The 26,046-nt window shown below is 59.0% G+C and carries 28 protein-coding genes; 17 read left to right on the top strand and 11 right to left on the bottom strand.

The genetic code is table 11. The features are described from left to right. Positions 1-6 precede the first annotated feature (6 nt). Entirely contained in the window at positions 7-156 is a 150-nt protein-coding gene (locus tag L6639_RS24770; RefSeq protein ID WP_237864243.1) for a DUF5989 family protein, read from the bottom strand. A gap of 9 nt (positions 157-165) precedes the next feature. Further along, complete coding sequence (locus L6639_RS24775) at positions 166-585, bottom strand: SxtJ family membrane protein (protein WP_237870772.1); 420 nt, start codon at positions 583-585, stop codon at positions 166-168. Between the two features lie 292 nt (positions 586-877). Between L6639_RS24775 and L6639_RS24780 the strand changes: the two genes are divergently transcribed. Continuing rightward, positions 878-1,297 carry an SGNH/GDSL hydrolase family protein gene (locus tag L6639_RS24780; protein WP_237864245.1) on the top strand — a complete coding sequence of 140 codons (420 nt, stop codon included), beginning with the start codon at positions 878-880 and terminating at the stop codon, positions 1,295-1,297. 60 nt (positions 1,298-1,357) lie between these two features. After that, positions 1,358-1,843 carry a hypothetical protein gene (locus L6639_RS24785; RefSeq protein WP_237864246.1) on the top strand — a complete coding sequence of 162 codons (486 nt, stop codon included), beginning with the start codon at positions 1,358-1,360 and terminating at the stop codon, positions 1,841-1,843. Between the two features lie 163 nt (positions 1,844-2,006). Here L6639_RS24785 and L6639_RS24790 read toward each other — a convergent pair whose 3' ends face one another. Further along, complete coding sequence (locus L6639_RS24790) at positions 2,007-2,963, bottom strand: MurR/RpiR family transcriptional regulator (protein WP_271606103.1); 957 nt, start codon at positions 2,961-2,963, stop codon at positions 2,007-2,009. Positions 2,964-3,205: 242 nt separating this feature from the next. Between L6639_RS24790 and L6639_RS24795 the strand changes: the two genes are divergently transcribed. The 8 genes from L6639_RS24795 to L6639_RS24830 all read left to right on the top strand — a co-directional run bounded on the left by L6639_RS24795 (position 3,206) and on the right by L6639_RS24830 (position 12,950). After that, positions 3,206-4,747 carry an ABC transporter substrate-binding protein gene (locus tag L6639_RS24795; protein ID WP_237864248.1) on the top strand — a complete coding sequence of 514 codons (1,542 nt, stop codon included), beginning with the start codon at positions 3,206-3,208 and terminating at the stop codon, positions 4,745-4,747. Positions 4,748-4,814: 67 nt separating this feature from the next. Beyond that, positions 4,815-5,759, top strand: a complete 945-nt coding sequence (locus L6639_RS24800; protein ID WP_237864249.1) for an ABC transporter permease — start codon at positions 4,815-4,817, stop codon at positions 5,757-5,759. Next, positions 5,756-6,616 carry an ABC transporter permease gene (locus L6639_RS24805; RefSeq protein ID WP_237864250.1) on the top strand — a complete coding sequence of 287 codons (861 nt, stop codon included), beginning with the start codon at positions 5,756-5,758 and terminating at the stop codon, positions 6,614-6,616. The genes L6639_RS24800 and L6639_RS24805 overlap by 4 nt, the downstream gene beginning before the upstream one ends. A gap of 3 nt (positions 6,617-6,619) precedes the next feature. Further along, positions 6,620-7,594: an ABC transporter ATP-binding protein gene (locus L6639_RS24810; protein ID WP_377807904.1), complete on the top strand. Its 975-nt coding sequence runs from the start codon at positions 6,620-6,622 to the stop codon at positions 7,592-7,594. Next, a complete protein-coding gene (locus L6639_RS24815) occupies positions 7,591-8,541 on the top strand; it encodes an ABC transporter ATP-binding protein (protein ID WP_237864252.1) in 951 nt (316 codons plus the stop codon). The genes L6639_RS24810 and L6639_RS24815 overlap by 4 nt, the downstream gene beginning before the upstream one ends. Positions 8,542-8,615: 74 nt before the next feature. Next, positions 8,616-9,284: a LysE family translocator gene (locus L6639_RS24820; protein ID WP_237864253.1), complete on the top strand. Its 669-nt coding sequence runs from the start codon at positions 8,616-8,618 to the stop codon at positions 9,282-9,284. A gap of 515 nt (positions 9,285-9,799) precedes the next feature. Beyond that, on the top strand, positions 9,800-10,996 hold the full coding sequence (locus L6639_RS24825) for an FAD-binding domain (RefSeq protein WP_237864254.1): 1,197 nt from the start codon (positions 9,800-9,802) through the stop codon (positions 10,994-10,996). Between the two features lie 142 nt (positions 10,997-11,138). Next, positions 11,139-12,950, top strand: a complete 1,812-nt coding sequence (locus L6639_RS24830; protein ID WP_237864255.1) for a chloride channel protein — start codon at positions 11,139-11,141, stop codon at positions 12,948-12,950. Between the two features lie 67 nt (positions 12,951-13,017). On the opposite strand, the gene L6639_RS24835 is transcribed toward L6639_RS24830, so the two are convergent. From L6639_RS24835 to L6639_RS24850, 4 genes are all read right to left on the bottom strand, one after another. Next, a complete protein-coding gene (locus L6639_RS24835; protein WP_237864256.1) occupies positions 13,018-15,354 on the bottom strand; it encodes an alpha,alpha-trehalose-phosphate synthase (UDP-forming) in 2,337 nt (778 codons plus the stop codon). A gap of 61 nt (positions 15,355-15,415) precedes the next feature. Then, complete coding sequence (locus L6639_RS24840; RefSeq protein WP_237864257.1) at positions 15,416-16,339, bottom strand: cytochrome c oxidase assembly protein; 924 nt, start codon at positions 16,337-16,339, stop codon at positions 15,416-15,418. Further along, the gene (locus L6639_RS24845) at positions 16,336-16,494 is read right to left on the bottom strand and encodes a hypothetical protein (RefSeq protein WP_237864258.1); all 159 of its coding nucleotides are present in this window, start codon (positions 16,492-16,494) and stop codon (positions 16,336-16,338) included. Before L6639_RS24845 ends, L6639_RS24840 begins: the two co-directional genes overlap by 4 nt. 67 nt (positions 16,495-16,561) lie before the next feature. Next, positions 16,562-17,368, bottom strand: a complete 807-nt coding sequence (locus L6639_RS24850; protein ID WP_237864259.1) for a Crp/Fnr family transcriptional regulator — start codon at positions 17,366-17,368, stop codon at positions 16,562-16,564. A gap of 284 nt (positions 17,369-17,652) precedes the next feature. Between L6639_RS24850 and L6639_RS24855 the strand changes: the two genes are divergently transcribed. The 6 genes from L6639_RS24855 to L6639_RS24880 all read left to right on the top strand — a co-directional run bounded on the left by L6639_RS24855 (position 17,653) and on the right by L6639_RS24880 (position 21,279). Next, positions 17,653-17,868: a hypothetical protein gene (locus L6639_RS24855; RefSeq protein ID WP_237864260.1), complete on the top strand. Its 216-nt coding sequence runs from the start codon at positions 17,653-17,655 to the stop codon at positions 17,866-17,868. Positions 17,869-17,953: 85 nt separating this feature from the next. Beyond that, complete coding sequence (locus L6639_RS24860) at positions 17,954-18,325, top strand: hypothetical protein (RefSeq protein WP_237864261.1); 372 nt, start codon at positions 17,954-17,956, stop codon at positions 18,323-18,325. 6 nt (positions 18,326-18,331) lie between these two features. Beyond that, positions 18,332-18,589, top strand: a complete 258-nt coding sequence (locus L6639_RS24865) for a DUF5985 family protein (RefSeq protein ID WP_237864262.1) — start codon at positions 18,332-18,334, stop codon at positions 18,587-18,589. Further along, on the top strand, positions 18,589-18,861 hold the full coding sequence (locus L6639_RS24870; RefSeq protein WP_237864263.1) for a DUF5985 family protein: 273 nt from the start codon (positions 18,589-18,591) through the stop codon (positions 18,859-18,861). The genes L6639_RS24865 and L6639_RS24870 overlap by 1 nt, the downstream gene beginning before the upstream one ends. Before the next feature lie 537 nt (positions 18,862-19,398). Continuing rightward, entirely contained in the window at positions 19,399-19,632 is a 234-nt protein-coding gene (locus tag L6639_RS24875) for a hypothetical protein (protein ID WP_237864264.1), read from the top strand. Between the two features lie 282 nt (positions 19,633-19,914). After that, positions 19,915-21,279 carry a DUF6538 domain-containing protein gene (locus L6639_RS24880; protein ID WP_237864265.1) on the top strand — a complete coding sequence of 455 codons (1,365 nt, stop codon included), beginning with the start codon at positions 19,915-19,917 and terminating at the stop codon, positions 21,277-21,279. Here the strand turns inward: L6639_RS24880 and L6639_RS24885 are convergent. After that, complete coding sequence (locus L6639_RS24885) at positions 21,260-21,805, bottom strand: hypothetical protein (protein WP_237864266.1); 546 nt, start codon at positions 21,803-21,805, stop codon at positions 21,260-21,262. The genes L6639_RS24880 and L6639_RS24885 overlap by 20 nt on opposite strands. A 123-nt stretch (positions 21,806-21,928) precedes the next feature. On the opposite strand from L6639_RS24885, the gene L6639_RS24890 reads away from it, so the two are divergent. Then, positions 21,929-22,825: a hypothetical protein gene (locus tag L6639_RS24890; protein WP_237864267.1), complete on the top strand. Its 897-nt coding sequence runs from the start codon at positions 21,929-21,931 to the stop codon at positions 22,823-22,825. Positions 22,826-22,828: 3 nt separating this feature from the next. Here the strand turns inward: L6639_RS24890 and L6639_RS24895 are convergent, their stop codons facing one another. The 3 genes from L6639_RS24895 to L6639_RS24905 form a co-directional block, all read right to left on the bottom strand. After that, a complete protein-coding gene (locus L6639_RS24895) occupies positions 22,829-23,599 on the bottom strand; it encodes a hypothetical protein (protein WP_237864268.1) in 771 nt (256 codons plus the stop codon). Positions 23,600-23,712: 113 nt separating this feature from the next. Further along, positions 23,713-25,419, bottom strand: a complete 1,707-nt coding sequence (locus L6639_RS24900; protein WP_237864269.1) for a hypothetical protein — start codon at positions 25,417-25,419, stop codon at positions 23,713-23,715. Further along, positions 25,397-26,011 carry a mismatch-specific DNA-glycosylase gene (locus tag L6639_RS24905; protein WP_237864270.1) on the bottom strand — a complete coding sequence of 205 codons (615 nt, stop codon included), beginning with the start codon at positions 26,009-26,011 and terminating at the stop codon, positions 25,397-25,399. Before L6639_RS24905 ends, L6639_RS24900 begins: the two co-directional genes overlap by 23 nt. Between the last annotated feature and the right edge of the window lie 35 nt (positions 26,012-26,046).

Genomic DNA, 26,046 nt, shown 5'->3' on the forward strand with positions numbered 1-26,046 from the left:
GACCACTCAGAAAAGCGTATAGATGAACGGCGCCAGCGCCGATCCCTTGGTGACGATCAACAGCCCTCCCAGAACCAGCATTACTGCCAAAATCGGAATGAGCCAAAATTTGCGGCGGGCTCGAATGAACGCGAATAACTCCTGCAGGAATGACATGTGCTGTGCCTAAAATTGCTGGCGCATCGATTCGGATATGTCTCTTGGGTCGGAACGGGGAAGCCAATAGGTCGGTGATGCACGATCGCGCCCGAGCCGAAGAAAATCCGTGCCGGACAATCGCATGATCCATCCGATCGGCAGGATGACGCCGAAGAACAGGATCGCCATGATGACCGGATTGACGACGCGATACATCAAGAGACCGAGCTTCAGCCAGGCCCGGTTGGCTAATCCTAGCGTTTGCGGCCGCCAGAGCGTCAGACCAGCGAAGGCGACCGCGGCGCCAAGCCAGAGCGGCGCATGAGACGAATGCTTATAGAGACCGACAAGACCAATCAGCGCAAACACTGACGCCATCGTGAATCCGAAATTGCGATTGCTTGGTCCGGCGACGATTTCGTCATCGGACGGTTCCAGAAACTGCATCAGCCCCCCACGCCCCGTCTGGCCAAAGCACCTTCGCCTGGCATCAGACGCTGCCAGCTTATCCGTTCGAGGCGTCAAAACTCAAGGCAAGGGAGTGGCGGATTCAATCTGGTGCTCGTTTTTGTTGCACCACAATAAGCACTGCGAAGAGCGCCGGGCTTTGACCTCCGGCGACGAGCATCGCTAAAAGAAGACGTGGCGCCGCGAGCGCAAAGCGCCGATTCATGACGGGTGCAAATTGTCGTCAATGTGATCAATATTCCAGGGCATATTTTCACGCGACGGAGCCGCCTTGAATCTCAAATCGCTTGGGTCGACGCTCGTCACCATCCTCTTGTCGCTACTCGCCGTGGAAGCCGCGCTACGGCTTGCCGACTTTCGGGTGCTGCGCCAGGATGCGAGCGAGCGCTCACTATCCTATGACTACGATGCCGAACTCGGCTGGATCCCGGTCCCCTATTCCGAAGCCGTCGTCACGACCGCGCGAACGATCCACGCCAAACACAACAGCCTCGGACTGCGCGACATCGAGTTCCTACCGAATGGCAGGCCAACCATCCTGTTTCTCGGCGACTCGTTCGTGTGGGGTGTTGATGCCGAGGCCAATGAACGCTTCACCGATCTGCTGAGGGAGCGGCTCCCGCGCTTCTCGATCCTCAATGCGGGCGTCTCCGGATACGGGACGGATCAAGAGCTGCTCTGGCTGAAGTGACTCTGGCCTACAATCAAGCCCGCCGTCGTCGTACTGCTGTTTTGCACCGACAACGATCGCTTGGACAACGGAACCAATGTCAGATACGGCGGCTACCGCAAGCCCTATTTCGAGATGACGGCTGACGGGTCACTGATTGCCAGGGGGCAGCCGGTCCCGAAATCGCTAAAGCTGATGATCCGCGATGAATGGCTGCCGCGCCATGCGTGGCTGGCGCGTCTCGCCTCTTTCACTTATGTCGAGGTCCACGCGCCGCAGATCTTCGTCCCCGATCCCACCGACAGACTGGTGGGCGCGATCGACGATTTCGTCACTGGCAACAGCAGCCGGCTGCTCGTCGCCCTGCAGCACAAGGACGACCAGATCATCTCTTCTTTGCAGCAGCGTCGAATTCCATTCGTGACCCTGGATGGAGCAGCTGCCTACGGCGCGGAGCACGGGGCGCATTTTACTCCTGAAGGCAACCAGTTTGTCAGCCGCATCCTGGAGACATTTCTGAACGAACAGGTCTCTCAGTCCAGTCGGACGGCGGGGGAGCGAAACTGACGCTGGGCTTCATGAAGGCGTCGCAGAGAGCGTCCGTCAACATCCGTTGATCGATGGAACGGTTTCGACTGTTCCTGGATCAAAGCTCACCGTTGTCATGCATCATACTCACATTCATCCTCCGTATATTTGCGATTTCTCGCCGCGTGCCCGGCAGCGCGATTCAGTCGCCGAGCGGGCCATTTGAATTCCCGTCCGTCCCCTTCAGCAACTCGTACTTAATCCGACGCATCCGTGTCTGGCCTTCGAGCGGCTTGCAATAGGCCGTCGAAGCGGCGAGCAGATCGATGGCAGCGAGAAAGGCATAGCGCGACGCGGTCGGCTTGAGCGCATCGGGCGCTTCGGGCACGTGCACGCCGAGCGCAATATCGGCGATCGAGGCCAGCCTGCTTTGCGGCTTGGTAATCGCGACAACCAGCGCACCGTATTGCTTGGCGATCCCAGCTGCCTCGATCACCTCCTTCGCCATGCCGGTGGTCGAGATGGCGACCACGACATCACCCCGGCCAAAGGTCGCGGCGACCATGCGCATCAGGATCGGGTCGGAGGTGTGCGAGACGGCGATCCCAAGACGAAAGAAGCGATTTTGAACCTCCATCGCCGCAAGGGTCGAGCCGCCGCCCACGCCGAACGCTGCAAGTTTCGAACAGCGGGAGATGGCTTCGGCAGCCCTCTCGATGTCCTCTCTCCGTAATCCCTCCTCGGCGGCGGCAATTGCGCGACGAATTTCCTGGAACACCGACCGCCAGAGCGCGGGGCGCGCCAGATCCGTGCCGACATGTGGGGGTAGTTCAAGGTAGATCCGTCCAACCGCCATGGCTTGAGCCAGCCTCACCTTGAGGTCACGGACGCCGCGACAGCCGACGGAACGGCTAAACCTGGTCACTGTCGGTTCGCTGACACGCGCGCGGCGCGCCAGTTCGGCATTGCTCGCGTGAATGGAAAACTCGACGTCGGCCAGCAGCGCCATGGCAACGCGTTGCTCCGAAGGACTGAGGCTCGGAGCACTTTGTCTGATAACAGAGACGATGTCGCCGGCCACGAAAGCGTCGCGGCGCGATGGTGTCGAGACTGCTGTCGCAGCGGCTTTCGCCGTTTGAATTCGCTTCGCACGCGGCATGCGCGCCCTTCCTCAGGTCGGATTAACCTGCGCCCTGGCCCGAAGATCGCCGTAAGAAACCTTCAGCCTTGGCTGGACCACGTATCGGCAGATGGGCAATCTATTGCAATTTTGCGCTTGAAACTTAGCATAATCTGCATGTAACTTTCAAACAAACGATAACGTTCCGCCGGGGTCTAAACCGGAAGGGCATATCCCCTGCCGTCAAGGCAGGCGGCCGAAACAAGATGGGAGGGGCGATCATGAGATGCGATCTCAGTGCCTTGATGCGTGGCGCCGTTGGAATCGCCACCGCATTGTTTCTGAATGCGCAGGCCAGCGCAGCCACCCTGCTTCGCGAAGCCACCATCGGCGAACCGCCGCCACTCGACGTCATGCTGACGACAGCCGACGTCGCATCGGTTATCGGCCGCCACATCTTCGAAACGCTGTATGCGCTGGACTCGACCTATACGCCACGCCCGCTGCTGGCCGAGAGTGAACGCGAGGAAGACGGTGGCAAGACCATCGTCATCAAGCTCCGCGAGGGTGTCCCCTTCCACAACGGCAAGGAGATGACCGCCAAGGATGTGGTCGCTTCGATGACGCGGTGGGGCAATGTCGGCGCGCGCGGCAAGCTCCTGATGGCCGCAGCCACATCGGTCGAGGCAACTGGAAAATATGAGGTCACGCTAAAACTATCGGCGCCCAACGGCGCCTGGAAAACGCTCATCGCGGATGTGAATGGTGGCCTTGCGATCTATCCGGAAGAGATCGCAGCCAACGCAGGCAACAAGCCGATCGAGCAGAAGGACTATATCGGAACCGGTCCTTACAAGTTCGTCGAGTGGCGGCCGAACCGCTATGTCGAGGTGGAGAAATTCGATGGCTACAAACCGGTAAAGGAGAAGGGCGACGGCTTCGCCGGCGCCCGCACCGCCATCTTCGACAAGATCCGGTTCATTCCGGTGCCTGACGTCGGCACCCGCGTCAGCGGCGTTCAGGCCGGGGACTACGACTATGCGGAAATGATCTCTGGCGATCTGTACGAATCCCTGAGCAAGGACCCATCGGTTCAGGTGCAGCGCACGAACGCGCCGATCTTCGGCCTTTTCTTCATGAACTCGAAGCAGGGAATCCTGAAGGACAATTACAAGCTCCGCCGTGCCATCCAGACCGCGCTGGACAAGTCGCAGGCCCTGCGCGTCGCCTTCGGCTCGAAGGAGCTGTGGAACGCCGAGGGATCGATCTTTCCCAAGGGTACGCCCTGGTACTCGGCGGAAGGTGTGTCCAGCTACAGCCCCCACGATCCGAAGAAGGCCAAGGAGCTCGCCAAGGAGGCTGATTATACGGGGACTCCGATCCGCCTCCTGGTCTCGACAAACTATCAGGCGCACTATGATGAAGCCGCTGTCTTCACGCGCCAACTGGCCGACGCCGGGATCAATGTTCAGATGATGGTCGTCGATTGGGCGACGCTTCTGAAGATGCGAGGCCAGCCGGAACAGTGGGACATCTTTGTCACCCACCATTCCTTCTCGCCCGATCCACTGCTCCTCACGTTCCTTAATGCGAGCTACCCGGGATGGTGGGACAGCCCCGAGATCAGCTCGCTTCGAGCCGAGTTGATCAAATCGACCGATCCGGTCGCACGAAAGGCGACATGGGACAAGATCCAGTCGCTGATCTACGACCAGGTTCCGGTGATGAAAGTGGGGGATGCCTACACCTATGACATCGCTTCTCCCAAGCTGAAGGGACTGAACCCGAATGGTCCCGCGTTCTGGAATGTGTCCACGAAATAAGGACGGGCGATGAGACCACCCGAAATGTCCCGCGCGCATCGTCGCCGCTGATCAGCCGCGCAATCGCATGTGGTCTTACTCACTCAAGCGCGCGGCGACGACGACGGTGACGCTTCTGGCGGCGTCCGTCATTATCTTTGCCTTCATCCATATCGTTCCGGGCGATCCCATCTATGTTCTGCTCGGAGACACCGCGACCCCCGATCAGATCGACGCCCTGCGACACCAGCTCGGTCTCGATCAACCGATCATCCTGCAATATCTGACCTGGATCGGCCACGTGACCGAGGGCAACCTCGGACGGTCGATCTTTTTCCAGGCACCGGTGTTGTCGGTCATTGCCGATGGTGCTGAGACCAGCGCCTTGCTCGCCACCATGACGATGATCTGGGTTACGCTCATCGGCGTGCCGATCGGCATGATCGCGGCGGTTCGGCACGGCACCTGGCTCGACCAGGGACTATCAGGCGCGGCCATGCTGATGGCATCGATTCCGACGTTCTGGGTCGGGCTTTATTTGATCCTGATCTTTGCCGCGTGGCTGGGTTGGTTTCCGAGTTCGGGCTACCCATCGATCTTCGAAGGCGGCATCGTCAATCTCCGCTACCTCGTCCTCCCGAGCCTGGCGCTTGCTGCGCCGAATGCCGCGTTGATTCTGCGGCTGACACGCGCCAGCATGCTCGACGTCTCCCGCGAGGATTACGTGCGCACAGCGCGTGCAAAGGGTATCCGGCCCTGGCAGGTCGTGAGCCGGCATATTCTGCGCAACGCGCTCCTGGCGGTGGTCTCGGCATTCGGCTTCACGTTCGCCGCGCTGCTGTCCGAAGCCGTGGTGACCGAAACCGTGTTTGCATTGCCGGGTATCGGCCGCCTCGTCGTTCAGTCGATCCTCCGCCGAGACTATCCGGTGATCCAGGGCGTCATTCTGGTCATCGTGGTCGTATATCTCCTGATCAACCTGATCGTCGATCTGAGTTATCGCCTGCTCGACCCCAGGGTCGAACTCCAATGAGCCGTGACGACGCAATGTTTTGGCTGAAGCCGTTCATCGCGCGGCCGATCGCACTGATGGGGCTCGGCATCCTTCTGGGGACCTTGCTCGCCGCGATTTTCGCGCCCTGGCTCGCACCTTACGATCCCTTCGCCATCGATCCGTCGATCCGTCTGACGCCTCCAAACGCGCTTCATTGGTTCGGTACCGACCAGTTTGGCCGGGACACCTTGTCACGCGCCATCCAGTCAGCGCGCATGGCGCTCCTGATCGGTTCGGGCGTGGTCGCGTTCGCACTTGGGACAGGCGTACCGATCGGCGTGCTATCCGCCTTGTTCCCCCGGCTCGGTCATGTGCTGATGCGCATGGTCGATGTGCTCATGGCGTTCCCGAGCCTGCTGCTCGCACTTGGGCTGATCGTGATCCTCGGTCCGAGCGTGGTGAACGCCATTCTGGCGATCGGACTCGGCTACATGACGACGACGACGCGGATCGTTTACGGCCTGACGCTGCGCTTGCGCACGGAGACCTATGTCGAGGCGTCCCGCAGCATGGGCGCCGGAACGGCTTGGCTCGTCGGCAAGCATATTTTGCCGAACCTGGTCTCACCGCTTCTTGTGCAGGCCAGCTTCGTCTTCGCGTTCGCGCAACTTGGCGCGGCATCGCTGGATTTCCTCGGCCTCGGCGCTCCGCCGGAGATTCCGAGCTGGGGCAACATGCTGGCGGAATCGCACACCTTCATCACCCGCGCGCCATGGCTGCTGTTCTTTCCGGGCATGATGATCGTGGCGACCGCATTTTCGCTCAACCTGGTCGGCGATGCACTGCGCGATCGTCTCGATCCCCGATTCCGCCAGCTCTTTGGCGAGAAGGGCTAGATCGTGCTGTCCGTTCAAGATCTTACCGTGTCATTGGGGCCGGCGACTGCACCGGTTGACGTCGTCGCCGGTGTGTCCTTCGAACTTGCCAAGGGTGAAATCCTTGGCCTCGTCGGCGAGTCCGGCTGCGGCAAGAGCATGACCTCGCTTGCGGTGATGGGATTGCTGCCGCAGCCAGGCCCGCGGATCCGGGCCGGCCGAGTCCTGTTGGAGGGCTGCGACGTGACACAGCTGCAGCCCTGGCAGCGCGTCGAAGCAGGCCACGGCCGTATGGCCATGATCTTTCAGGAGCCGATGACTTCGCTTAACCCGGTTCGCCGGATCGGCGATCAGATCGCCGAAGCCGTGCGCGTGCATGATCGCGTTTCCGGCCCGCCGGCTATGGCCCGAGCCCGCGAGCTGCTCGAACTTGTGCGCATGCCGGATCCTGCAATGCAGCTGTCCGCGTATCCGCATCAACTGTCCGGCGGCCAGCGCCAGCGGATCATGATCGCGATCGCGCTGGCCTGCAGGCCTCAAGTTCTGATTGCCGATGAGCCGACCACGGCACTGGATGTCACCATCCAGGTGCAGGTCCTCGGTCTGCTGCGCGAGCTCTGCAACCGCTTGGACATGGCGATGTTGTTCATCACCCACGACATGGGGGTGATCGCGCAGCTGGCAGATCGCGTTTCGGTCATGTATGCGGGCCGGATCGTGGAGACCGCGGGCGTCGAGGCGTTGTTCGGCAGGCCGCGCCACCATTACACACGCGGGCTGATGGACTGCATGCCGTCGCGGAATTCCGGCGCGCGCCGCCTGCCAACCATAGCGGGCCAGCCGCCGGCGCCCGGCACAGTCCGTGCCGGTTGCGTCTTTGCCTCACGATGCGCGGCCGTGCGCGAGCCGTGCCGCACGGCAGCCCCACCGCGCGCGGAAGTCTCGCGAGGACACGAGGTGCTCTGCACTTTCCCCTTGGACGATGGGGGACCGCGATGAACGGAAACGCTGTCCTCGACATTCGGGACCTGAAGGTCTCCTTCAAGGTCAGGCGATCCGGCCGAAAATATCAGGTGCGGGCGGTGGATGGCGTGTCGCTGTCGCTGGCAGAGGGCGAAGTGCTCGGCATCGTCGGCGAGTCGGGCTGTGGCAAGACCACGGTGGGCCGGTCCATCGTGGGGCTGGTCCGGCCCGACAGCGGCACGATCGGCTTCAAGGGAAGGGACATGACGGGCGCCGGCCTTCGCGACATGCGCCTGAACATCAGGATGGTTTTCCAGGATCCCTATGCATCGCTCAATCCGCGGCGCGCGATCGGAGACTCGGTCGCGGAGGCTGGCGATATCAATGGCTTCTTCACCAGTCGCGCCGAGCGCAGCGCCGCGATCGCCGCCGCACTGACGGCGGTCGGCCTGGATCCATCTTTTGCCGCTCGCTATCCGTACGAACTGAGCGGCGGACAGCGGCAACGGGCCGGCATCGCACGAACAATTCTTCCCTCACCGTCCATCGTGATTGCCGACGAGCCGGTCTCGGCCCTCGACGTATCAGTGCAGGCTCAGGTGCTCAACCTGATGATGGACCTGCGGGAGCAGCTTGGATTGTCGATGCTGTTCATCTCCCACGACCTCGGCGTCATCGGACAAATCAGCAATCGTGTTGCCGTGATGTATATGGGCCGGATCGTGGAGCAGGCCGCAACGCGGACAGTTCTGGATGATCCGCGCCATCCCTATACGCGATCGCTGGTGGCGGCGATTCCGAAGCCGGACCCATCCAAGCGAATTCTCGGTGCGATCGAAACAGGTGAACCGCCAAGCCTGTTCAAGCGGCCAAGCGGCTGCGCCTACGCGCCACGTTGTCCGCTGGCCAGCCAACGCTGCCTGGTCGAGGTTCCCGAACTTCGGTCCGTGGGTGATCGAGCGCTCGCCTGCCACAACGTATAGCTGGCGAGCCCATCTACCCTCATGATCCTCATTGGGTACGCCGAGCCGGACCAAAAACCTCGGCAGTGTGTATTATGATCGCCGGCAATGTGGAGGAGCAGCGGAGCATGCTATCTTTTCTTGCATTCATCGGGACGTCGATCATCGTCATCGTCACGCCGGGGCCCGATACGGCCACGACGATCCGCAGCACTCTATTGGCCGGGCGGACTGGCGGGATTTGCACGGCGGCTGGCATAGCCCTTGGACAGACGGTCTGGGCCCTGGCGACCAGCGTCGGCCTTGCTGCTCTCCTGGTGGCCTCGGCGCCACTGTTTCTCACGATCAAGTATTTGGGGGCCGCTTATCTTATCTATCTGGGCATCTACGCGTTGTACGAAGCCCTTTGGCCGCCGGAACAAGGTTCGGGAATCGCGGTCGAAAACCACTCGCATAGCCGCGTAAGCCCTTGGATCGCCTTCAGGCAGGGACTCATCAGCGATCTCAGCAATCCCAAGATGGCCGTTTTCTTCACCAGCCTGCTTCCCCAATTTGCACCGATGGGCGGCTCGACCTTTGCGACACTTCTCGCTCTTGGAATTGTTTTTGCAGTCATGACCTTCCTCTGGCTCGCATTTTATGCCGCAGCAATTCACAAGGTACGGGGCGCACTTCAACGCCCCACCGTGCGGCGCCTTGTGGAGGGCGTGACCGGAATAGTCCTGATTGCTTTGGGTCTGCGCATCGCCACCGAGCAGCGGTAGGGGGTCCTTGGAAGCGTAGTCTCATCGATGTCCGGTCCGTCCCGACAGCGACCGCCTTTGTTGCGCCGGGTCTTTCGAACCGAAGAGCCCTACGGCTGTAAGCGCTCGCGCCGAAGGCGAAGCGCTGGACGCGATGCAGGCGTAGAAATCTCGGGAGATCGCGTGCGAAATCGCGCAAAAGGCGGAGAGAGTGTCAGTCAATCCCGTTGAAAGATCAGGCATTTTCAATTTCGACGCACCCAAACCCACCATTTCAGCTACGCCTCTTTTCGGCGGATTGGGCCGCAGCTCTCTGGTCGTGAAGGCAAATCCAGCTCGGCCAAACAATGAAGAGCCGAGAAGAGTGGCCGTTAGCCACGCGAAGGTCCGCGACGTTGCGTGCGATATCGTACCGACAATTCCACTTGCATCCCATAAACGCTGTGCCTGGCAATCGCGCCGAAACCATTCATGCGTTACTAACTTGCAATGGGCACATCGGTCAGCGACGTTGGTTCCGCCTCATGAGAACTGTCTTGATTTCCGGCGCGGGCATTGCGGGCCCTACCCTTGCATATTGGTTGAAGGCGGCGGACTTCGAGGCGACGATCGTTGAGCAGGCCCCCGCCTTGCGACATGGTGGTTATGTTATCGACTTTTGGGGACTCGGCTATGATCTCGCGGAGCGGATGGATCTGCTCGGCGATATAAATCGCGTCGGCTATCATGCGCGGGCAATGCGCATCGTAAATGGCACGGGGCAGCCGGTTGCCGGATTCGGCACAGAGATATTCTCGGAATTGACGGCCGGGCGCTACGTGACACTCCAACGAAGCGACCTCTCCCGCTTGCTTTTTGACAAATCGCAGGGGCAGGTCGAGACCATATTTGGTGACACGATCGTCTCCATGGAAGAGCAGCCGGATTGTGTTCGAGTCCAATTCGAGCGCGAACGCGAACGACGGTTCGATCTGGTGATTGGAGCCGACGGCCTGCATTCGCGTACGCGCAAGCTCGCCTTCGGGCCGCAATCCAGGTTCGAAAAGCACCTAGGCTATGCCGTCGCGGCGTTTGAGGCGCGTGGCTATCGCCCTCGCGACGAGGACATTTATATGATGTACGGACGACCGGGCCGGATGCTCGGTCGTTTCACGTTACGCGACGATCGCACGCTGTTCCTGTTTGTTTTCGTTGCAAGACAGGAGGAACTACCTATCACGATTGATGCTCAGAAAGCGCTACTCCGAGATCTCTACCGTCATGATGGCTGGGAATGTCGCAAGGTTCTCGGCGAGCTTGAGCAAACGCAGTCACTCTATTTCGACAGCGTCAGTCAGATCCGGATGCAAAGCTGGTCTTGCGGCCGCACCGCGCTGGTGGGCGACGCCGCCTTCTGCGTCTCGCTGCTGGCCGGACAAGGCTCGGCGCTCGCGATGATTTCGGCCTACGTGCTTGCCGGCGAACTCGGCGCTGCGGCCGGGCAATATCGACTTGCATTCAACAGATACGAGGCATTGCTGCGACGCTACATCAATGGGAAGCAGCGCGGGGCCGAGCGCTTTGCCGGTGCCTTTGCGCCGAAGACCCAACTCGGGCTGCTGTTCCGCAACCTGGTGGTCAAGGCCTTTGCATTTCCCGGCCTGGCCAGGCTCGCCGTAGGCCGGGATATTGCAGATTCGATGCAATTTCCGGAGTACAATTGGCCATCACTTGATAAACGGGCGATTGCCTAGTGGTTTTCCGGACTCTCGATCAGAGGCCGTCCGGGGTCGCCGTCAACCGTCCGCTCGCCGAGAGCCTCCGGAAGGCTTTCTGGCAGGTGGGTCTGTATCTCGCTATTTTGATCTCGATCCAACCATTGTGACCCGAGTACCCGTGGTGCTGACTCCCGACAATATCAAAGCCATCGCAGCCGACAGCCGCAAATCGCTGCCAGAGGAACGGCGAGTGAGCCTGCTCGTTCTTTGTGGCCTCGCGTTGGTTATCGGGGTGATGACTGGGCTAGGCGCGGTTGCGTTCCGCGCCCTGATCGGCTTCGTGCACAACGTCTCTTACAATGGCAGAATCAGTTTCGTTTACGATGCTAATATCAGCGAGGGTCCCAGCCACTTTGGCGACTTCATTCTGTTTTCGCCGATCGTCGGGGGCCTGATTGTCGTTTTTCTCGTGAGGCGCTTTGCTCCCGAGGCAAAGGGGCACGGCGTCCCCGAGGTGATGGACGCGATCTTCTACAAGCGAGGCAACATCCGCGGCACGGTGGCGCTGATCAAGGCTCTGGCTTCCGCAATATCGATAGGCAGCGGCGCCGCTGTCGGGCGCGAGGGGCCGATCATCCAGATCGGGTCGGCGCTCGGCTCGGCCTTCTCTCAATTCATCGGACTCTCCACGCGGCAGAAGATAACGCTACTGTCCGCCGGCGCCGGCGCGGGTATTGCCGCGACGTTCAACACGCCGCTTGGCGGCGTGCTGTTTGCTCTCGAAATTCTCCTACCGGAAGTGTCGAACCGCACCTTCCTTCCCGTCGTCGTGGCGACTGGCGCTGCGACGACGATCGGGCGAATTCTGATCGGCCCAGATCCTGCCTTTGCGGTGCCTGACATTCAGTTTCCCTTGGTTGCGTCGTTCAATCCGCAGGAGGCGATTGCGTTCGTCCTGCTTGGACTGCTGTGCGGCGTCGCAGCCTGGTTGTTTATCCGACTGCTCGTTTTCATGGAGGATGGGTTTCCGAAGCTGTCGGCAAACGAATACGTCCAGAACATCGTGGGCATGGCGGTGATCGGCCTGATGATGGTGGGACTTAGTCGCGCGTTCGGACATTCCTACATTGATGGGGTCGGCTATTCGGTCATTCAGGATATCCTGGACCACAAGATGGCTGCGGCGGGTCTTCTTGCGCTGCTCTTTGCGCTGAAGCTGGTTGCCACGACCGTCAGCCTCGGCTGTGGGGCCTCGGGTGGGATCTTCTCTCCTTCGCTCTATCTTGGCGCCACTTTGGGTGCCGCCTTTGCGGCCGCGACCAGTTCTATTTTGCCTCATTCCGGACTGACGCCTTCCTCGGCCGCGATCGTTGGAATGGCGGCCATGGTCGGCGCGGGAACGGGCGGCGTGATGACGGCCATCGTCATGGTGTTCGAAATGACCCGTGACTACGCGGTCATTGTGCCGGTGATCGTTGCGGTGGCGCTGGCTGCAGGCGTAAGGCGCGCGCTCATCAATGAGACGATCTACACGATCAAGCTGCGCCATCGCGGCCACCGTATCCCCAAGGAGCGACATATCAATCTATATCTGGTTAGGCAGGCCCAAGACATCATGGAGCAGCGCTTTATCGTGGCCAGGGCAGGCACCACGCTGAAACAAGCGTTGCCTGCGGAAGATACTAATGACGCACGAGCGATCGTCGTCGAGCGGGACGGCCGGATCGTAGGGCTAATTCCGCCGCGTTCGGGTCTGTGGATGGAATCTCAAATCAACTCTGACCTTTTCGTCGAAAGATTTGCCGAACGGCGGATCGTCATTTGTCGCGATCAGGACCTCCTGAGCCTGGTGCTTGCGAGACTCAAGCGCCACCGCGCCGGTGCCGCAATCGTTTTCCAAGGCAGCTCCCGCCCACGCGTGAACGACATAGTCGGCATCGTCACCAAGCGTGCGATCGCTGACGCAGTCATCGACAGCTTCGAGAACTGATCCGCGCGGGTATCCGAAGCACTGGCGACTGCGGTTTGCTCACCCTCAACAGGCGATGGCCATTCAGTCAGGCCGTCCTGCGCTGGCTCGCGGGCAGCATGGCTTGCGAGCCGGCCCGACCGGCATGGGGCGCGTTGGACCAGACGATCCGCTGACGCCGACGAAGGCGAGCTGCATCGAGCAGCATCTGCGCCGCCCACCGATAGACGTTCCGCTCGCGCACGAGATCGCGCATCAGCCGCATGCGGTCGCGTTGCTCCGCGGGCGGCATCTGCAACGCCCGGACGAACGCCTCAGCCATTCCGTGCGTGTCATATGGATTGACAATCAACGCCTCCGACAGTTCGCGTGAGGCTCCGGCGAAGCTCGAAAGGATCAGCACGCCATGCTCGTCGTCGCGCGCGGCCACAAATTCCTTGGCAACCAGATTCATGCCGTCATGCAAGCTGGAAACAATGCACATATCCGAGGCTCTAAAAAGTTCGAGAACCTCGTCAGGCTCGTGATGTCGCACGACAAGACGAATCGGCTGAAAATCTCCCTTGCCGTGTCGCGCGTTCACGTCCGCGACCAGTCGTTCGGCCTCACCCTGCAGAGAGCTATAGGTAGCGAGCTTACTGCGAGTGGGGGCCGCTGCCTGAATGAAGACGAGCCGCCCGATCCACTCGGGATGGCACCTTAGCAGATCGTCGATCGCGCGAATGCGATCAAGAATACCCTTGGTATAGTCGAACCGCTCTATGCCGACAGCGATGCGGGCATCAGCAGGCAGCGAGAAGCGCCTTCGGACCGCGTCGCGACACTCCCGAACAGGTGCCTGGTCGACGAGCGCCGCCGGCGGCCATTCGATTGAGATCGGATAGGGCCTGATCAGCGTCTCCTGCCCACGGAAAGTGACAGAGGCATGTTCCCGATCGATGCGACTTTCCATGAAACGATCAGCCGCTTCGAGAAAATTGTTGCAATGGAACTGTGTATGAAAGCCAAGGATGGTGCTCCCGAGTAGCCCGTCGATGATTTCGCGTCGCCAAGGACAAATCCCGAACGTTTCGGCGTTGGGCCAGGGGATGTGCCAGAAAGCGATGACCGTTGCCTTTGGCAGCCGATCGCGGATCATCCGGGGCAGCAGGGCGAAATGATAATCCTGGACCAGAACGATCGGATCGTCGCAGGTCGCCTCCTCGACGATTACGTCGGCGAACTGCTCGTTCACCTTCCGGTACTGAACCCAATCCTCCTCCCGAAAGGTCGGGCGTACAAATGCGATGTGACAAAGCGGCCATAGCCCTTCGTTGGCCAGCCCGTAGTAGTAGCCGCTCTGTTCCTTCTCCGAGAGCCATACCCGCCGCAGCAGGTATGTCGGCTCGCCGGGAGGCACGCGCAATCTGTCGGCGGCATCGACCGTGTCGCGGTCGGCGGAGCCCGAGCCGTGCGCAATCCATGTTCCGCCACAAGCTCGCATCACCGGCTCGAGGGCAGCCACCAGGCCGCTCGCCGGAATCTGCAACGTGATCTCGCCGGCGGAGCGGTTGTGAATGTAGGGCTCGCGATTGGACACGACGAGGACTTGGGCATCCGGCAGTTCCTCGAGCAACAGGCGATGCAGGGTCTTCGGCGACCATTCGACGTGAATGCCATTCGCGAAACGACGCTCCATTCTTAGCTCCGAGAGAGCCGCGTGGACCTCACGGCTGATCGGAAAGGGGCTATGCACCAGAGCTTCGTCGGCGGCCCCGTGTCGCACCTCGGTGAGAGCGCCCCGAATCGAACGGGTCCAGGCTCGCATAAGTGCGAGCACGATGGCTGTGGCGAGCAGCCCCAGGCCTGATGTCACGCCGACCAGAGCAAGCATCGTGTAAAGGCGAGCCTCGTTCGTACGCGTCTCTATATAAGCCAGATCGTGCAGCACCAGCAAATGGCCCGTCGACTCTGCGACGGTGATCGGAAAGGAACTGATGTGGATGTGGCGGCCGGAATCCGCGATCGCAGCGAAGGCGTTGGACCTGGCTCGCTTCAGGCTGTCGCAAGTGACGGACTTCGGAAACTCCTTGGTCGCGTATCGCAGCTGGCCCTGCGCGGAGCAGAAGCCGAGGGCCAGTATCCGTTCATCCTCGGTAATCCGCTCGAACACCTGAGCAAGATCAGTGTCCGGCTTTGCCGTCATCGCCGTAGCGACCTGGTCTCGGATCGATCGGAATACGAGGCGCGAACGCAGGTCGATATCACGCTGGGACCAGTCCTCGACCATGACGGCGGCCAGCAAGGTCAACGCCGCAATCACAACGCCGGCAGCGAGGAGACCGAGCAGCGTGTAGCGAGCGAGCGGATCGCGGAGCGGCCGTTGAGCCACGCGCCGAATCCAGTCGCGGCCGCGCCGCTCGAATTTACCTTCGCTACGGTCCATTCGGTGCTCCATCGATCTCCTGCAACCCACTGCCGTGTCGCGTGGAATGTTTCGAGACCCGCTAGTATTCCGGTCCCGATGCATGCGCTTGCGGATGTGCCTGATCGCTGTGCTTCTCGCCGACCTCCCGCAGGTAGGCAATGATATCGTGTCGAGACAGAGCATCGAGCACCCGAACCGGCATTCTTGCTCCAGGCACCAACTTCTGCGGACCGGCCAGCCACTCGTCGAGCTTGTCGGTAGACCAGGTGAGATGGGCGCTCCTCAAGGCTGGCGAGTAGTTGAAGCCAGCAGCGGAGCCAGCCGGGTGACCGACCACACCCCCCAGCATGGGACCGGTCATGTTCTGGTCCAGCCCATGGCAAGCACTGCAACGCTGGTTAAACAGTTCTAGACCGTGAACGGCATCCGGAGCAGCATTGGCGAGAAAACGCGACAAATTCTTTGCGTCGGTCGGACTCGCCGAACGGCCAAACGTGTAACTGAGCGTGATGGCATCGACGTGGTCCATGTCGGAGTCCTTGGCGAATGCCGGATCGACATAGAAGACGACGGGCATGTCCACCTTCTGGTGCGGATCGAGACGCTCTTCATTGAAGCAGAAGCACTGAATCTTGTTGAAGTAGATCCCGCTCGTCGGCGGCGTGACGTTGAATGTCGCATGCCCGACAGTCGCCTTGTCACTGAGATTCTCGGCACTGAAGAATACCAGCTTCTGCTCGCCGAGATGAACGGTAACCGAGCGCTGTTCCGGTTCAAAGCGCCACGGCAGCCCGGGCGCGACATTGCTGTCAAAGTCGATCGTCACGGTTCGCTGCGACGTGGTGGTTGGATCGGCATAGGCTCTTTGTGTCGTTCCGCCATATCCCGTTGCGCCACAGAATGCACGGTAGAGTTCGGGCGAATAGGCTACCAGTCCGCACATGATGGCGAGGCCGACAAAGCAGGGCACGAGAACATTCAGATTTCGATAGCGCACGTTCATTTTTCTCTCAGGTGGCCGCTCAAGCCTTTGCGCAGTACACCAAGCGCGCCGGGCAGGAGACCAAAGAAGCTCCAATGCTGCTTGACAAGGCCGTGATCTTGGAAGCGCTTTCGAAGCGCAATTGGTTTGGCGAGACGGATGATCGCCGGCGCCATTCACGGACGTCAGGCATGAAACACGCGAAGGCCCGTTGGATCCTTAACCTGAAGCCGTGTGGGAACCCTACCCGGAAGGACGTTTCGGCTCTCGGCCCACCAGTGCCGGCTCGCCCGTGCCGACCGGAGCCAGCAGCGAAACAGGCGACCGCTGGCGAGAGCCCGTATCAAGCGCGGGTAACAGATGACGGCGGTATTCGCGTTCGATCAGCCTGAAGCAATCACAAGAGAGCTTCGATAACTCGGCGGCATCCTGTATCTTCACGGAACCGCGTCTGGTCACTACCGTTCCATCCCTTTGCAGGACCTCCAGACATTCCGTAACGCTAGCGCGCCGGACGCCGAGCAATTCCGCCAGAACTCCATGCGTGAGCGAAACCTCGTCTTCGCCCGTGGCATTTTGGGCAATCAGCAACCAGCGCGCCAATCGCTGCTTTAGACTATGATAGGAGTTGCAGGCACCCGATTGGGAGGTCTGGGCCAATACGACGGCCAGATATCTCTCAACGACTGAGCGCAAGTGCGGAAGGGATTCCAATAGTTCGCAAAATTCCGCGGTCCTGATCCGCCAGGCATCGCCTGTCAACTGGACTGTTCTTCTGTGCAGCGGCACTCCTCTGGCCGCAAGAATCACCGGAGCGCCGACCAGTCCTTCGGATCCGATCAGCCAGACCTCAACGAATTTCTCGCGGCCCACTTTCGCGGCCACCGACACCAACCCGCTTTCGACAAAGTACACGTGCTCCATCGGCAGCATGTAGTGATGAAGAACCTGACGTGGCGCGAGTCTAACCTGCTCGCAGACGTCCATAACGCGCGAGAGCTCGTCATCCGGGATCAGGCGCAACAGACCGTTTCTAACCTTGGGCGTCATCGCTTTCTGTACACTGCGCAACTCTGGCCGGGGAAGCGTATGGCGGGTTGAACACCTGCACAAGACGCTGTGGAACAGGTCTCAGTAGCATCTTGCCGCACGTCGACATCTATTCCGGTGAGCGGGAGCCGTACCTTCAACTTAGGTATGATCCGCCCTTCAAACGTCCCGCGACAGCGCGTGGTCGGCTGCCTATGTACGCTACCGTACCTTCTCTGGCGACGATCTAGCTAATGGGAGAAAATCCGCTTCGTGTCATAGTCGAACGTCCGAAGCGCAGGTGCATGATGTCAGACAATGAATCCGTGATCGCCGCAATCGAGGAAGCCCAGCGACTTCTGACCGTGTACGATCAGGCGACTTCCAGAAAAAATCAGGAAGACCTGATTGCGATGCTCCAGTTCATTCTGTGTGATCCATCGGTTTCCCTTGCGGTGAGACGATTGAAAGGCCGATCGCGCCTGAGCCTGGTTGAGTCATCCAGGAGGTATGCGGGTTGAAAGTGCGCGAACTCGATCGCTTCCGCTCAATCCAATCTTGAATTCTTGATATGCGGTCGAGCTGATGCTCGCCCGAGGTCGCTGAATGTCCAAAGCACCAATACCAGAAGAGGTTCTGGATTTGATCGTGAGACACATCGATTCCGTGGCTCAACTCGAAGCGCTTCTGTTCCTGCACGCGCGTTCAAGCGAACAATGGGACGCTGCTTCCGTGGCCAAGCGGCTCTATGCGCCCACCTCCGATATGGCAGTGGCCTTGGCCGGGCTCGCCGATGATGGGTTTCTCGTGCGAGATGGCGGGCGATATCGCTATGCCCGGCGTTCGGATCGAGACGCCGCCGTCGAGGCTCTTGCAGAGGCCTATGCGCACTACCTAATTCCCATTACGAATCTGATCCATGCAAAACCCCGCCATATCCGGTCATTCTCGGATGCGTTCAAGTTCCGGAAGGATTAGGAAGCTATGGCCGCGGTGATATACAGCTTGTGTGCGATCACCGGGGCGTTGTGTGCTTGGTTGCTGATTCGCGCGTATCTGCGGACGCGCTCCAGGCTTCTGCTGTGGAGTTCGATCTGCTTCGGGGGTCTTGCACTGAACAACATGGCACTGTGGGCGGACAAGCTGATATTTCCCACGACTGATCTTTCAGTCCTCAGGATATCGATCGGCCTGCTGGCAACGCTCATCCTGCTGTATGGGTTGATCTGGGAGGAGCGTTGATGACACACCTCGCCGGCGTTCTCTCAGGCGCCGCCTCGATGGCCTCTCTGGCTGTCGCTCTGTTCTTTCTGAAGTTTTGGCGACGGACGCGGGATAGGTTCTTTCTGATTTTCGCGGCGGCTTTTACCATCGATGCCATATCGCGCTTCGCGCTGGGAACGAGCCAGGTTTCCGATACGACGGAGCCCATGTACTTCTTGCCGCGTCTGGTGATGTTCGGACTTATTGTGACAGCCATCATCGGAAAGAACGCGGAGCGCAACGGTCCATGAAGCAGACGCGCTGGCTGCCGGATCGCTTGGCGTCGTCGACATGCCGGGTACCGATTTTCAGTATCGTGCCGATCGATTCTTCCAGACGGGACGCGTCCGGTCACACTGGCCGCTCGCCTGGTCTTGCCGCAGCAAGCGTCCGTGCTTTGCGTTGCCGAACGACCGTCGCGTACAAACTCGGTACGAAAACGTACGGCCCCGCGAATCGGCCGTCTTTCAAAGTTGCCCTGAGTGTGAGCGAAGTGAATTGTTATGCGCGGGGGCGATTCTTGGACACTTCAAGAGAAATTGCATTGCGGTTGCCGCGCGCATATTGCGAGTTCTGTACGACGAGGACTCCGCACGTCCACGAACGCTTAGCCATCAACGGAGTTCAGGTAACACGCTCGGTCTGCTTCATATGCAAGAGAGAGCGGCCAAAGGGACAACCGCACGAGCCGCGGTCGTAGTTTGCAAATGTACGAATGAGCTGGCGCCGATAATTTTCGGTGCGCATCATCTGCAGTAATTCGTCAGGTAGAACGGGGAGAGGCGCTCATGGCCGCGAATGTTTTCGACGAGCATGATGGTCGCGTGAGGTTAATCACCGCGATCGCCATGGAAGTGAAGGCACTTACTTTGAGCGAATCCGGTGACGAGACTGTCTCGATGAGCGATCCGGATGCCGAAAAGCTGGTTTATGCCCGGGCCTACCAAGCCTGGGCCGATTGCAAGATCGAAGGGACGGCGGACGACATATATGAAGCAATCCAAGAGGCGCTGGACGTCTGATCAAGATGCGCCGGCAAACGACATCTCATGAGGACTGTTCGTCATCGGCGTGAAAACAGAGCAGCAAGGACCGCAACGGAGATCATCACATAAAATTCGTATGATAACCATTAGCACGCACTCAGCACAGTTAGCCGAGCGCGAGAAATCGTCGTTTGGCGCATAAGATCGAGCAAATGGCGGAGAGAGTGGGAACCTCCACCAGAAGCACCTGAAGACCAATAATCCCTTGTTTATTAGGCTTTAGCTGGATAGCAAGGTGTGGTTTTCGGGTATGGTTTTATGGCAGACACCAAATATCTTCAGAAGAAGGGCAACACGTGGCGGGTGGTCGTAGAGATACCCAAGCCCCTTCGACAAGCCGCCAACGGCAAGCCTCGCTTTGTGAAGTCGCTGGGCACCGAAAGCCTCACGGAGGCGAACCGGCTTAAGCACAGCCACGTTGCTGAGTTTAAGCGCCGCATCAAGATGTATGAGAAGGGGCAAGCTGACCCGCTTGCCGCCGCGATTGGCGCAGCCATAGCTTTCCGTGAAGCGTTTGCGACCTCCGATAACGAGTATTTGGAACACGGGGATCACGAGAGCCGTGCAGCCAGCGAACTGCTCGACGTGGTGAACCAAGAGGCTGAAGCGCTCTTGGAGGCTCAAGGCCCCGAAGCTGAGCGGCTGTTCCGAAGTCTCGCGACCGGCAAAGCGACGCTCATCCGCGACCACTACCCGACGTGGCTGACCATCTGCGAAGGCACGGAGCAGACCAAGGGGCAGCACGAGGCGGCCATTAAGCGCTATCTTGCTTGGGCCGGTGAATACACGTCTATCCAAGCCACCGACCGGCGCAAGGCAGGCGAATACGTTCAACTGCTCAGAGATGAGAAGTTAGCTCCCAAGACAATCTCAAGGCATCTCTCGACCCTCTCGACCTTCTGGCGATGGCTGATGAGCAGCGGGCTCACCGACCCGAACAGCCGTGACAACCCGTGGCGTGAGCATGGCGTCAGCAGGAAGTCTCGCAAAGGCAAGACGGCCACTCGGAAGGGTCTCCCCAATGAGAAGCTACTGAAGCTCCTAAAGGGCCGGTATCGTACCCCTCGCTACGCGAACGTGCTTGCAGACCTCATACGGCTCGCCCTGTTGCACGGAGCCCGGCTTGATGAGCTTTGCTCCCTCAAGAGGGCCGACGTTCACAAGCGCGCCGATGGCTATTGGTTTGTCATCAACGAAGGCAAGACAGATGCCGCTGCACGTGAAGTGCCCCTTCACGAGCTTGCTGAGCCAATCGTGAAGCGCCGTTTGAGGGGTAAAGATGAATATCTATTTCCCGGACTGGTGCCGGGTGGTCCCGACGACAAGCGCTCTTGGAACGTCAGCAAAGCCTATGGGCGCTTCCGCAAGCAGAAGGACGTTGGCGTTAGCGCGCGCTTTGAAGACTTTCACGCCCTTCGCAAGACATTTGTGGACCTGATGGAGGGCTTAGAGGTCCCCGAGAGCACAGTGAAGCTCATCATAGGCCACGACCGTGGGGAGGATATCACCTACGGTGTGTACTCGACTGGCCAGCGCTTGGACCTCCGAAAGATCATCGACAAAGTCGATTATGGCTCTGAAGTGATGGCGGCGATAGCGTCAGCTACAGGTCCCGCCGATTGAAAGGGCACTCAGGGTGGCAGCACCGAGCGTCGTACCCGGCCACGTCAAAGCCGTCTTCGGCGGGACCGAACGCAGATAAGGGATTCATGCCTTCAGCCAAATGAAGGACGCGAACTGCATCAGGCCATAGGGACACTCCTCGTTTGGCTCCTCGCTCCCATGCCGCGAGGACACCCGTGATGCGGATTAGGGAGCCACCACGGATGGTGATGCCAACCGAAAGAGTGTTGCCCTTAGCGTCCGTAAGGATCGGCTGCTTCTTGGGCGATTTGAAGATGAAGGCAGTTTCGCCCTCATTCGTCTCTTTCCATGGGACATGGATGTTCTTCTTGCCAGCGAAGTGTTGGTCAATGACGGCCTGAATTTCCGCAGTGAACCGCTCTGTGTAATTCTGGTCAGCCGTCGCTTCGGTCTTGTATTTGCCGTCCGCGTATTCGCCCTCGGTGTCGGGCTCAGACAGCTTTGGATGGCGCGCCATCATGATTTCAGTCACGAACGGGACGGACTTAAAATTCTTGTCAGTCATCACGACGCCGCCCTGTGAATGATATGCTGCAAATCATCTCACCACGATTCGAGAGTTTGACCTAATGCATGTTATTGCCGTTGAATTGCAAGCGTGGCTGAGCGCTTACAGGGAAGGAAGCGAATGAGTGATGACGTATCAGACGATGCCCTCCTGTTGATGGTGGTGAAGGCTGATGAGGATCTGTTCGCCGCTGGAGAGGACATAAGGCAGCGCCAATTCAACGTACCAAGAGTTGTGATGCGGCAACTCGGATACGCATCCTTCGTCATGTTCGGCCCCAACACTCCGTTACCCGATCGCATCCGGGCGCAATTCGCGCGGCTCTATAGTGCTCATGACCTCGCCCTGGGTGGTCATATCGGCGTCTTCATGTTCCGAGATGTTTTCGCGCGCGTGGGAGTTCCGCATATCTACGGGCGCGCAGCGATAGTGCCCATGGAGCACGTTGAACTGACTGACATCCAGAAACGAATTTTGGCGAATGAGCCTGATACGTTCGACGCGTATCACGACCAATTCGCGGACCTGTTCGATCTTGAATACGGCATTCGTGAGCTTCGAGCGCCCTACGCTCAGATTGAACTGGTAGAGAGGTTTCTCAACCTATCCCGCTTACACCTCCATGGTGCTGCTGCTGTGCTCACGGGCGGATACGATTTCAGAGGTGCCGTACAAAGTGCGCTGCTCGCCACCGAGCTTGCGCTAAAGGCTTTGGCCGCTGCCACTGGGTTGGACGAGGACGATATCAAAGACGAATATGGACACCGCATCGACCGCCTCATCAACTACCTGGAATCAAAGTGGCCCGCGTTCGATGCTGCACGAGCGCGCAGAGTTACGGAGGCCCAGCCGCGCTATGTTGGCAACCGCTACGCCAAGGATCAGCCTAAGCGCGTGGAAGTCGGTCACACAGTGATGGGAGCGCAATACCTAGCCGGAGAGGTCACGCGCCAATTGTCCGATCGGGACTTTAAGAAGGGCGTAGGAGAGCCATGGCCGCGTAAGTATCCTGTGTGACCCCTATGGAGCTTGACGACACCTGACCGCCAGATTGTGTGCGAACGTAAACACGTTGGTAGCTAAGCCTTCAAAAGTGCCGCCACTCAACACAGCTAAGAGTTCTACGCACGCGCCGGGGCTTCCTTCGTTGGGCTGAGGACGCCCATGCAGTGCACCTTCGATAATGTCCTGAGAGCGCTTCTGTTGCGCCGTTGGAGGACGAGTTTTGGCCCACTCATCGGCATGGCGGAAGCCATTTGCCCCTGCTTCAACTATAGCCCCTATGGAGTGACCATTGATGGATGGCCCGACCGTGGACCAGCAGCGCTTTCCCTCGATATCGTCCCGGAGCCGGAGAAGAACAGTGCTGAGCATGAGCATCAGCGAACCAGCATAAATGCCCGCTCCGAAGACCGCCGCCGCCTGTTGATCCAGCACATCGTGGAGCGCTTCGCCAAATGCCCTAGACGGGATACACTGCCCTCTCATGATCTCCTCGTGCGCTTTCTCCCCCACAGCGTTTAAATCATCATCGAGTGCGGCATGTTGCGACATCTGATCGTTTACGGTCGCATACAAGTAGCGAAGGTGCGGCTCGCTGTAGCGCCACATCCGCACGAGCCGGAATAGCCCGTTGTACGCAAGGTCTCCGTGTTGAAGGTCGCCATCCTTGGTCATAACAAGGTCGCCAGTGGCGTCCAGTGACCAATCGCCCGCCTCGGTCAGAATCGATAAGTTGTAGGTTTCGACCATTTCGTCATACGGCCTCGCCTTGATGTCACCGGATTTCATTTCGATCCTCCGTTAGCCTCCGCGAAGCCATCGAGAAGGTCGCCTGCGGTCCGAAGTTCATGGAGGCGCGCCAGGCATAGCTTGATACGTCCGAGCCCGTCACCGCCTCTGGCCTACCGCCCTTGAACGCTAGTTAATGTAGTGATGACGCGCTCGAACGCCTCCTCACACCGCGCACAAAGGGAACGAAAATGAGCGGCGAACGACCCATGCTCTGTAATGGCGCTCGCTTCCAGCTTCGCGCGCTCCCCTGTGTGATGCCCCGGGACCTTGCTTCTGAGATGATGTAGTTCCCTGAGCGGTTCCGCGATTTGATCTGCTGTTAGGCTATCCTCAGACCGTAGTATTTCCTGAATTAGTTTGAGACTTTGCCATGTCGGCTCGAACTTGACGCCAGAAGCTGTTGCGAGCTTGCGAAGCTCTGTCGCCACAAAGCCCTCCACGAGCATTTGATCCAAGGCCAGCAACTCGTCGGCCCATTCCTTTGAGGACGTCGTGACAGGATAATGCACTCTATCGCGCACCTGCGAACCTCTCGCGCGCCACCATGGCGGGGGATCACGATCTAGCTCGGAAACGGCATATCGTACCGATTGCAGTGGATCACTCTCGGTCGTCCACTCTCCCTTGAAGTCCGTTTGGAAAGCTCGCTTCGAGATAGCGGCCTTGGGCCACTCGTTGTGGAGTTTCCAATGCTGCTGCTCCTTGAACGGTAAGTTCTGGAGATATCCTATGTAGGTATGAACTTGACCGGCTTCATTGATGTCAAAGGTCTTCAAGTGCCAAGAGTTGCGACAGGTTATAGAGCGGTCTGCCAAATCGTATTTGTCCGGGTCTGCCTTATATTTGGTCAAGACCTCTGGACTAAAAAAGGCGGGAGATATCTCGAACGGTTTATCCGACTTTGTGAAATAGTTACTTAGCTCAGAAGGTGCGCACGACCATTCCACGAGCCGCTTGTTTTTCCAGTCGTGGATTTTGAAGTTTTCATATTGACGAGCACTTGGGTCACCTTCCCGCTTCCACTCCTCAATCAACTCGTCAACCGTGACATTTGGTCGAATGATTTGCCCGCCGTGAATGTAGCTCGCATTTTCACCTGAGAGCGCTGAGTTGTAGAAAAGGTCGGGGTCGTCGAAGTGGCGTTCCGCATTTTCCCAATGGCTAAATGATCCCGGCTGGAACCTCGTCAGGTCGAATTTCCGATAAAGAGCGTATCCACCCACTGCCATAAATTCTGCCAGTGGTTTGGCCTTGATCAGCACGAGTGTCCTACTGCGGTCAAAGTCACCGGTGCCAGCGTCGCGAAACACTTTGATGACCTCTTCTAGGTCACCCTCCGAATTTAGACGACAGTACGCGTTCCGCTCGGCCATGAAGTGCAAGCCAAGTGAGTGAACAAGCTGTTGACTGAGCTCGATCGGCGGGTCGTAATTCGACATGCCCTCAAAGGACCGACGAAATACGATTGGTTCTGCCCCATGAAGCGGATGCTCCTCAGGTAGATCGAATGGAGGCTCAAGGTACATCTGATGTCCCTGTCCGCCGCCCCACGCCTTCTGAATGCACCAAGCATTATCGACGTAAAAGCTGGTACCGTACAGCTTGTCCTTGTCAGGATTGGTGAGGTTAGCCGCGCGCGCGAATATTGAGATGATCAGCAAGCTTTGGAAGCTCGCGTAGAGGATCACGGATTCATCCTCCTCCTCTCTCAATAGGCGCAAGCCATCTCGTTCTGCCCCGAGAAGCCGACCCTTGTCGGCTCCTGAAGGAATCACGTGGGCCGAGCTAATCCGATCAAAGAATTTTCGCTCTTGCATGCCATACGTCCGATGAATTCACTGAATCTTCCGCCGATCGCTTTGACAATGGGCTTCCTGCCCCGATGGGGAGCGACGCTCGGACCGTGTCCGCAAAATCGAGCCAATGCCTCTTTTGCTCGCTCCACCATTGCGTACCCCACCTGGACGACGTGGTTGGCAAGATGAAGATGTCGGTTGCTTGATGTGCCTGCTGGCGTCCATATTGAGCAGAATTCCCGCAAATCACTCGACCAGCGGTTCTGCTGGTAAAGGCGAGGTAGCGCGGCCTGTGTGTGCTCAACGCTTCGAGAAGGCGATCAGGCGAGAAGGCGCTTTTGGGCAACTCGTCATCGTTTCCGGAAACTCGCTTGCAAAGGTCGGTCAGGCCAATACCAAATCCTTTGAGCTGCCCATATTCACTCGCCTCTAGCTTATGGTCGGTGAAGCCGCACTCATGAAGTATGCTCCAGAACCGATTTCGTTTGTGAGCATAGTAGGCCCCTTGCCGCGCTGAGGTGCGTCCTGGCGCGGTACCGCAAAAAACAACAGTGAGGTTGGGGCCTAGAAGATCGGGAAGGATGTCAGTCATCTCGCCGGTCGTATGGACCATCAAAGCTCCTCCAGCAATTCACCTAACCGCTACGT

It is taken from the genome of Bradyrhizobium zhengyangense (assembly GCF_022012555.1).
Classification (GTDB): domain Bacteria; phylum Pseudomonadota; class Alphaproteobacteria; order Rhizobiales; family Xanthobacteraceae; genus Bradyrhizobium; species Bradyrhizobium zhengyangense.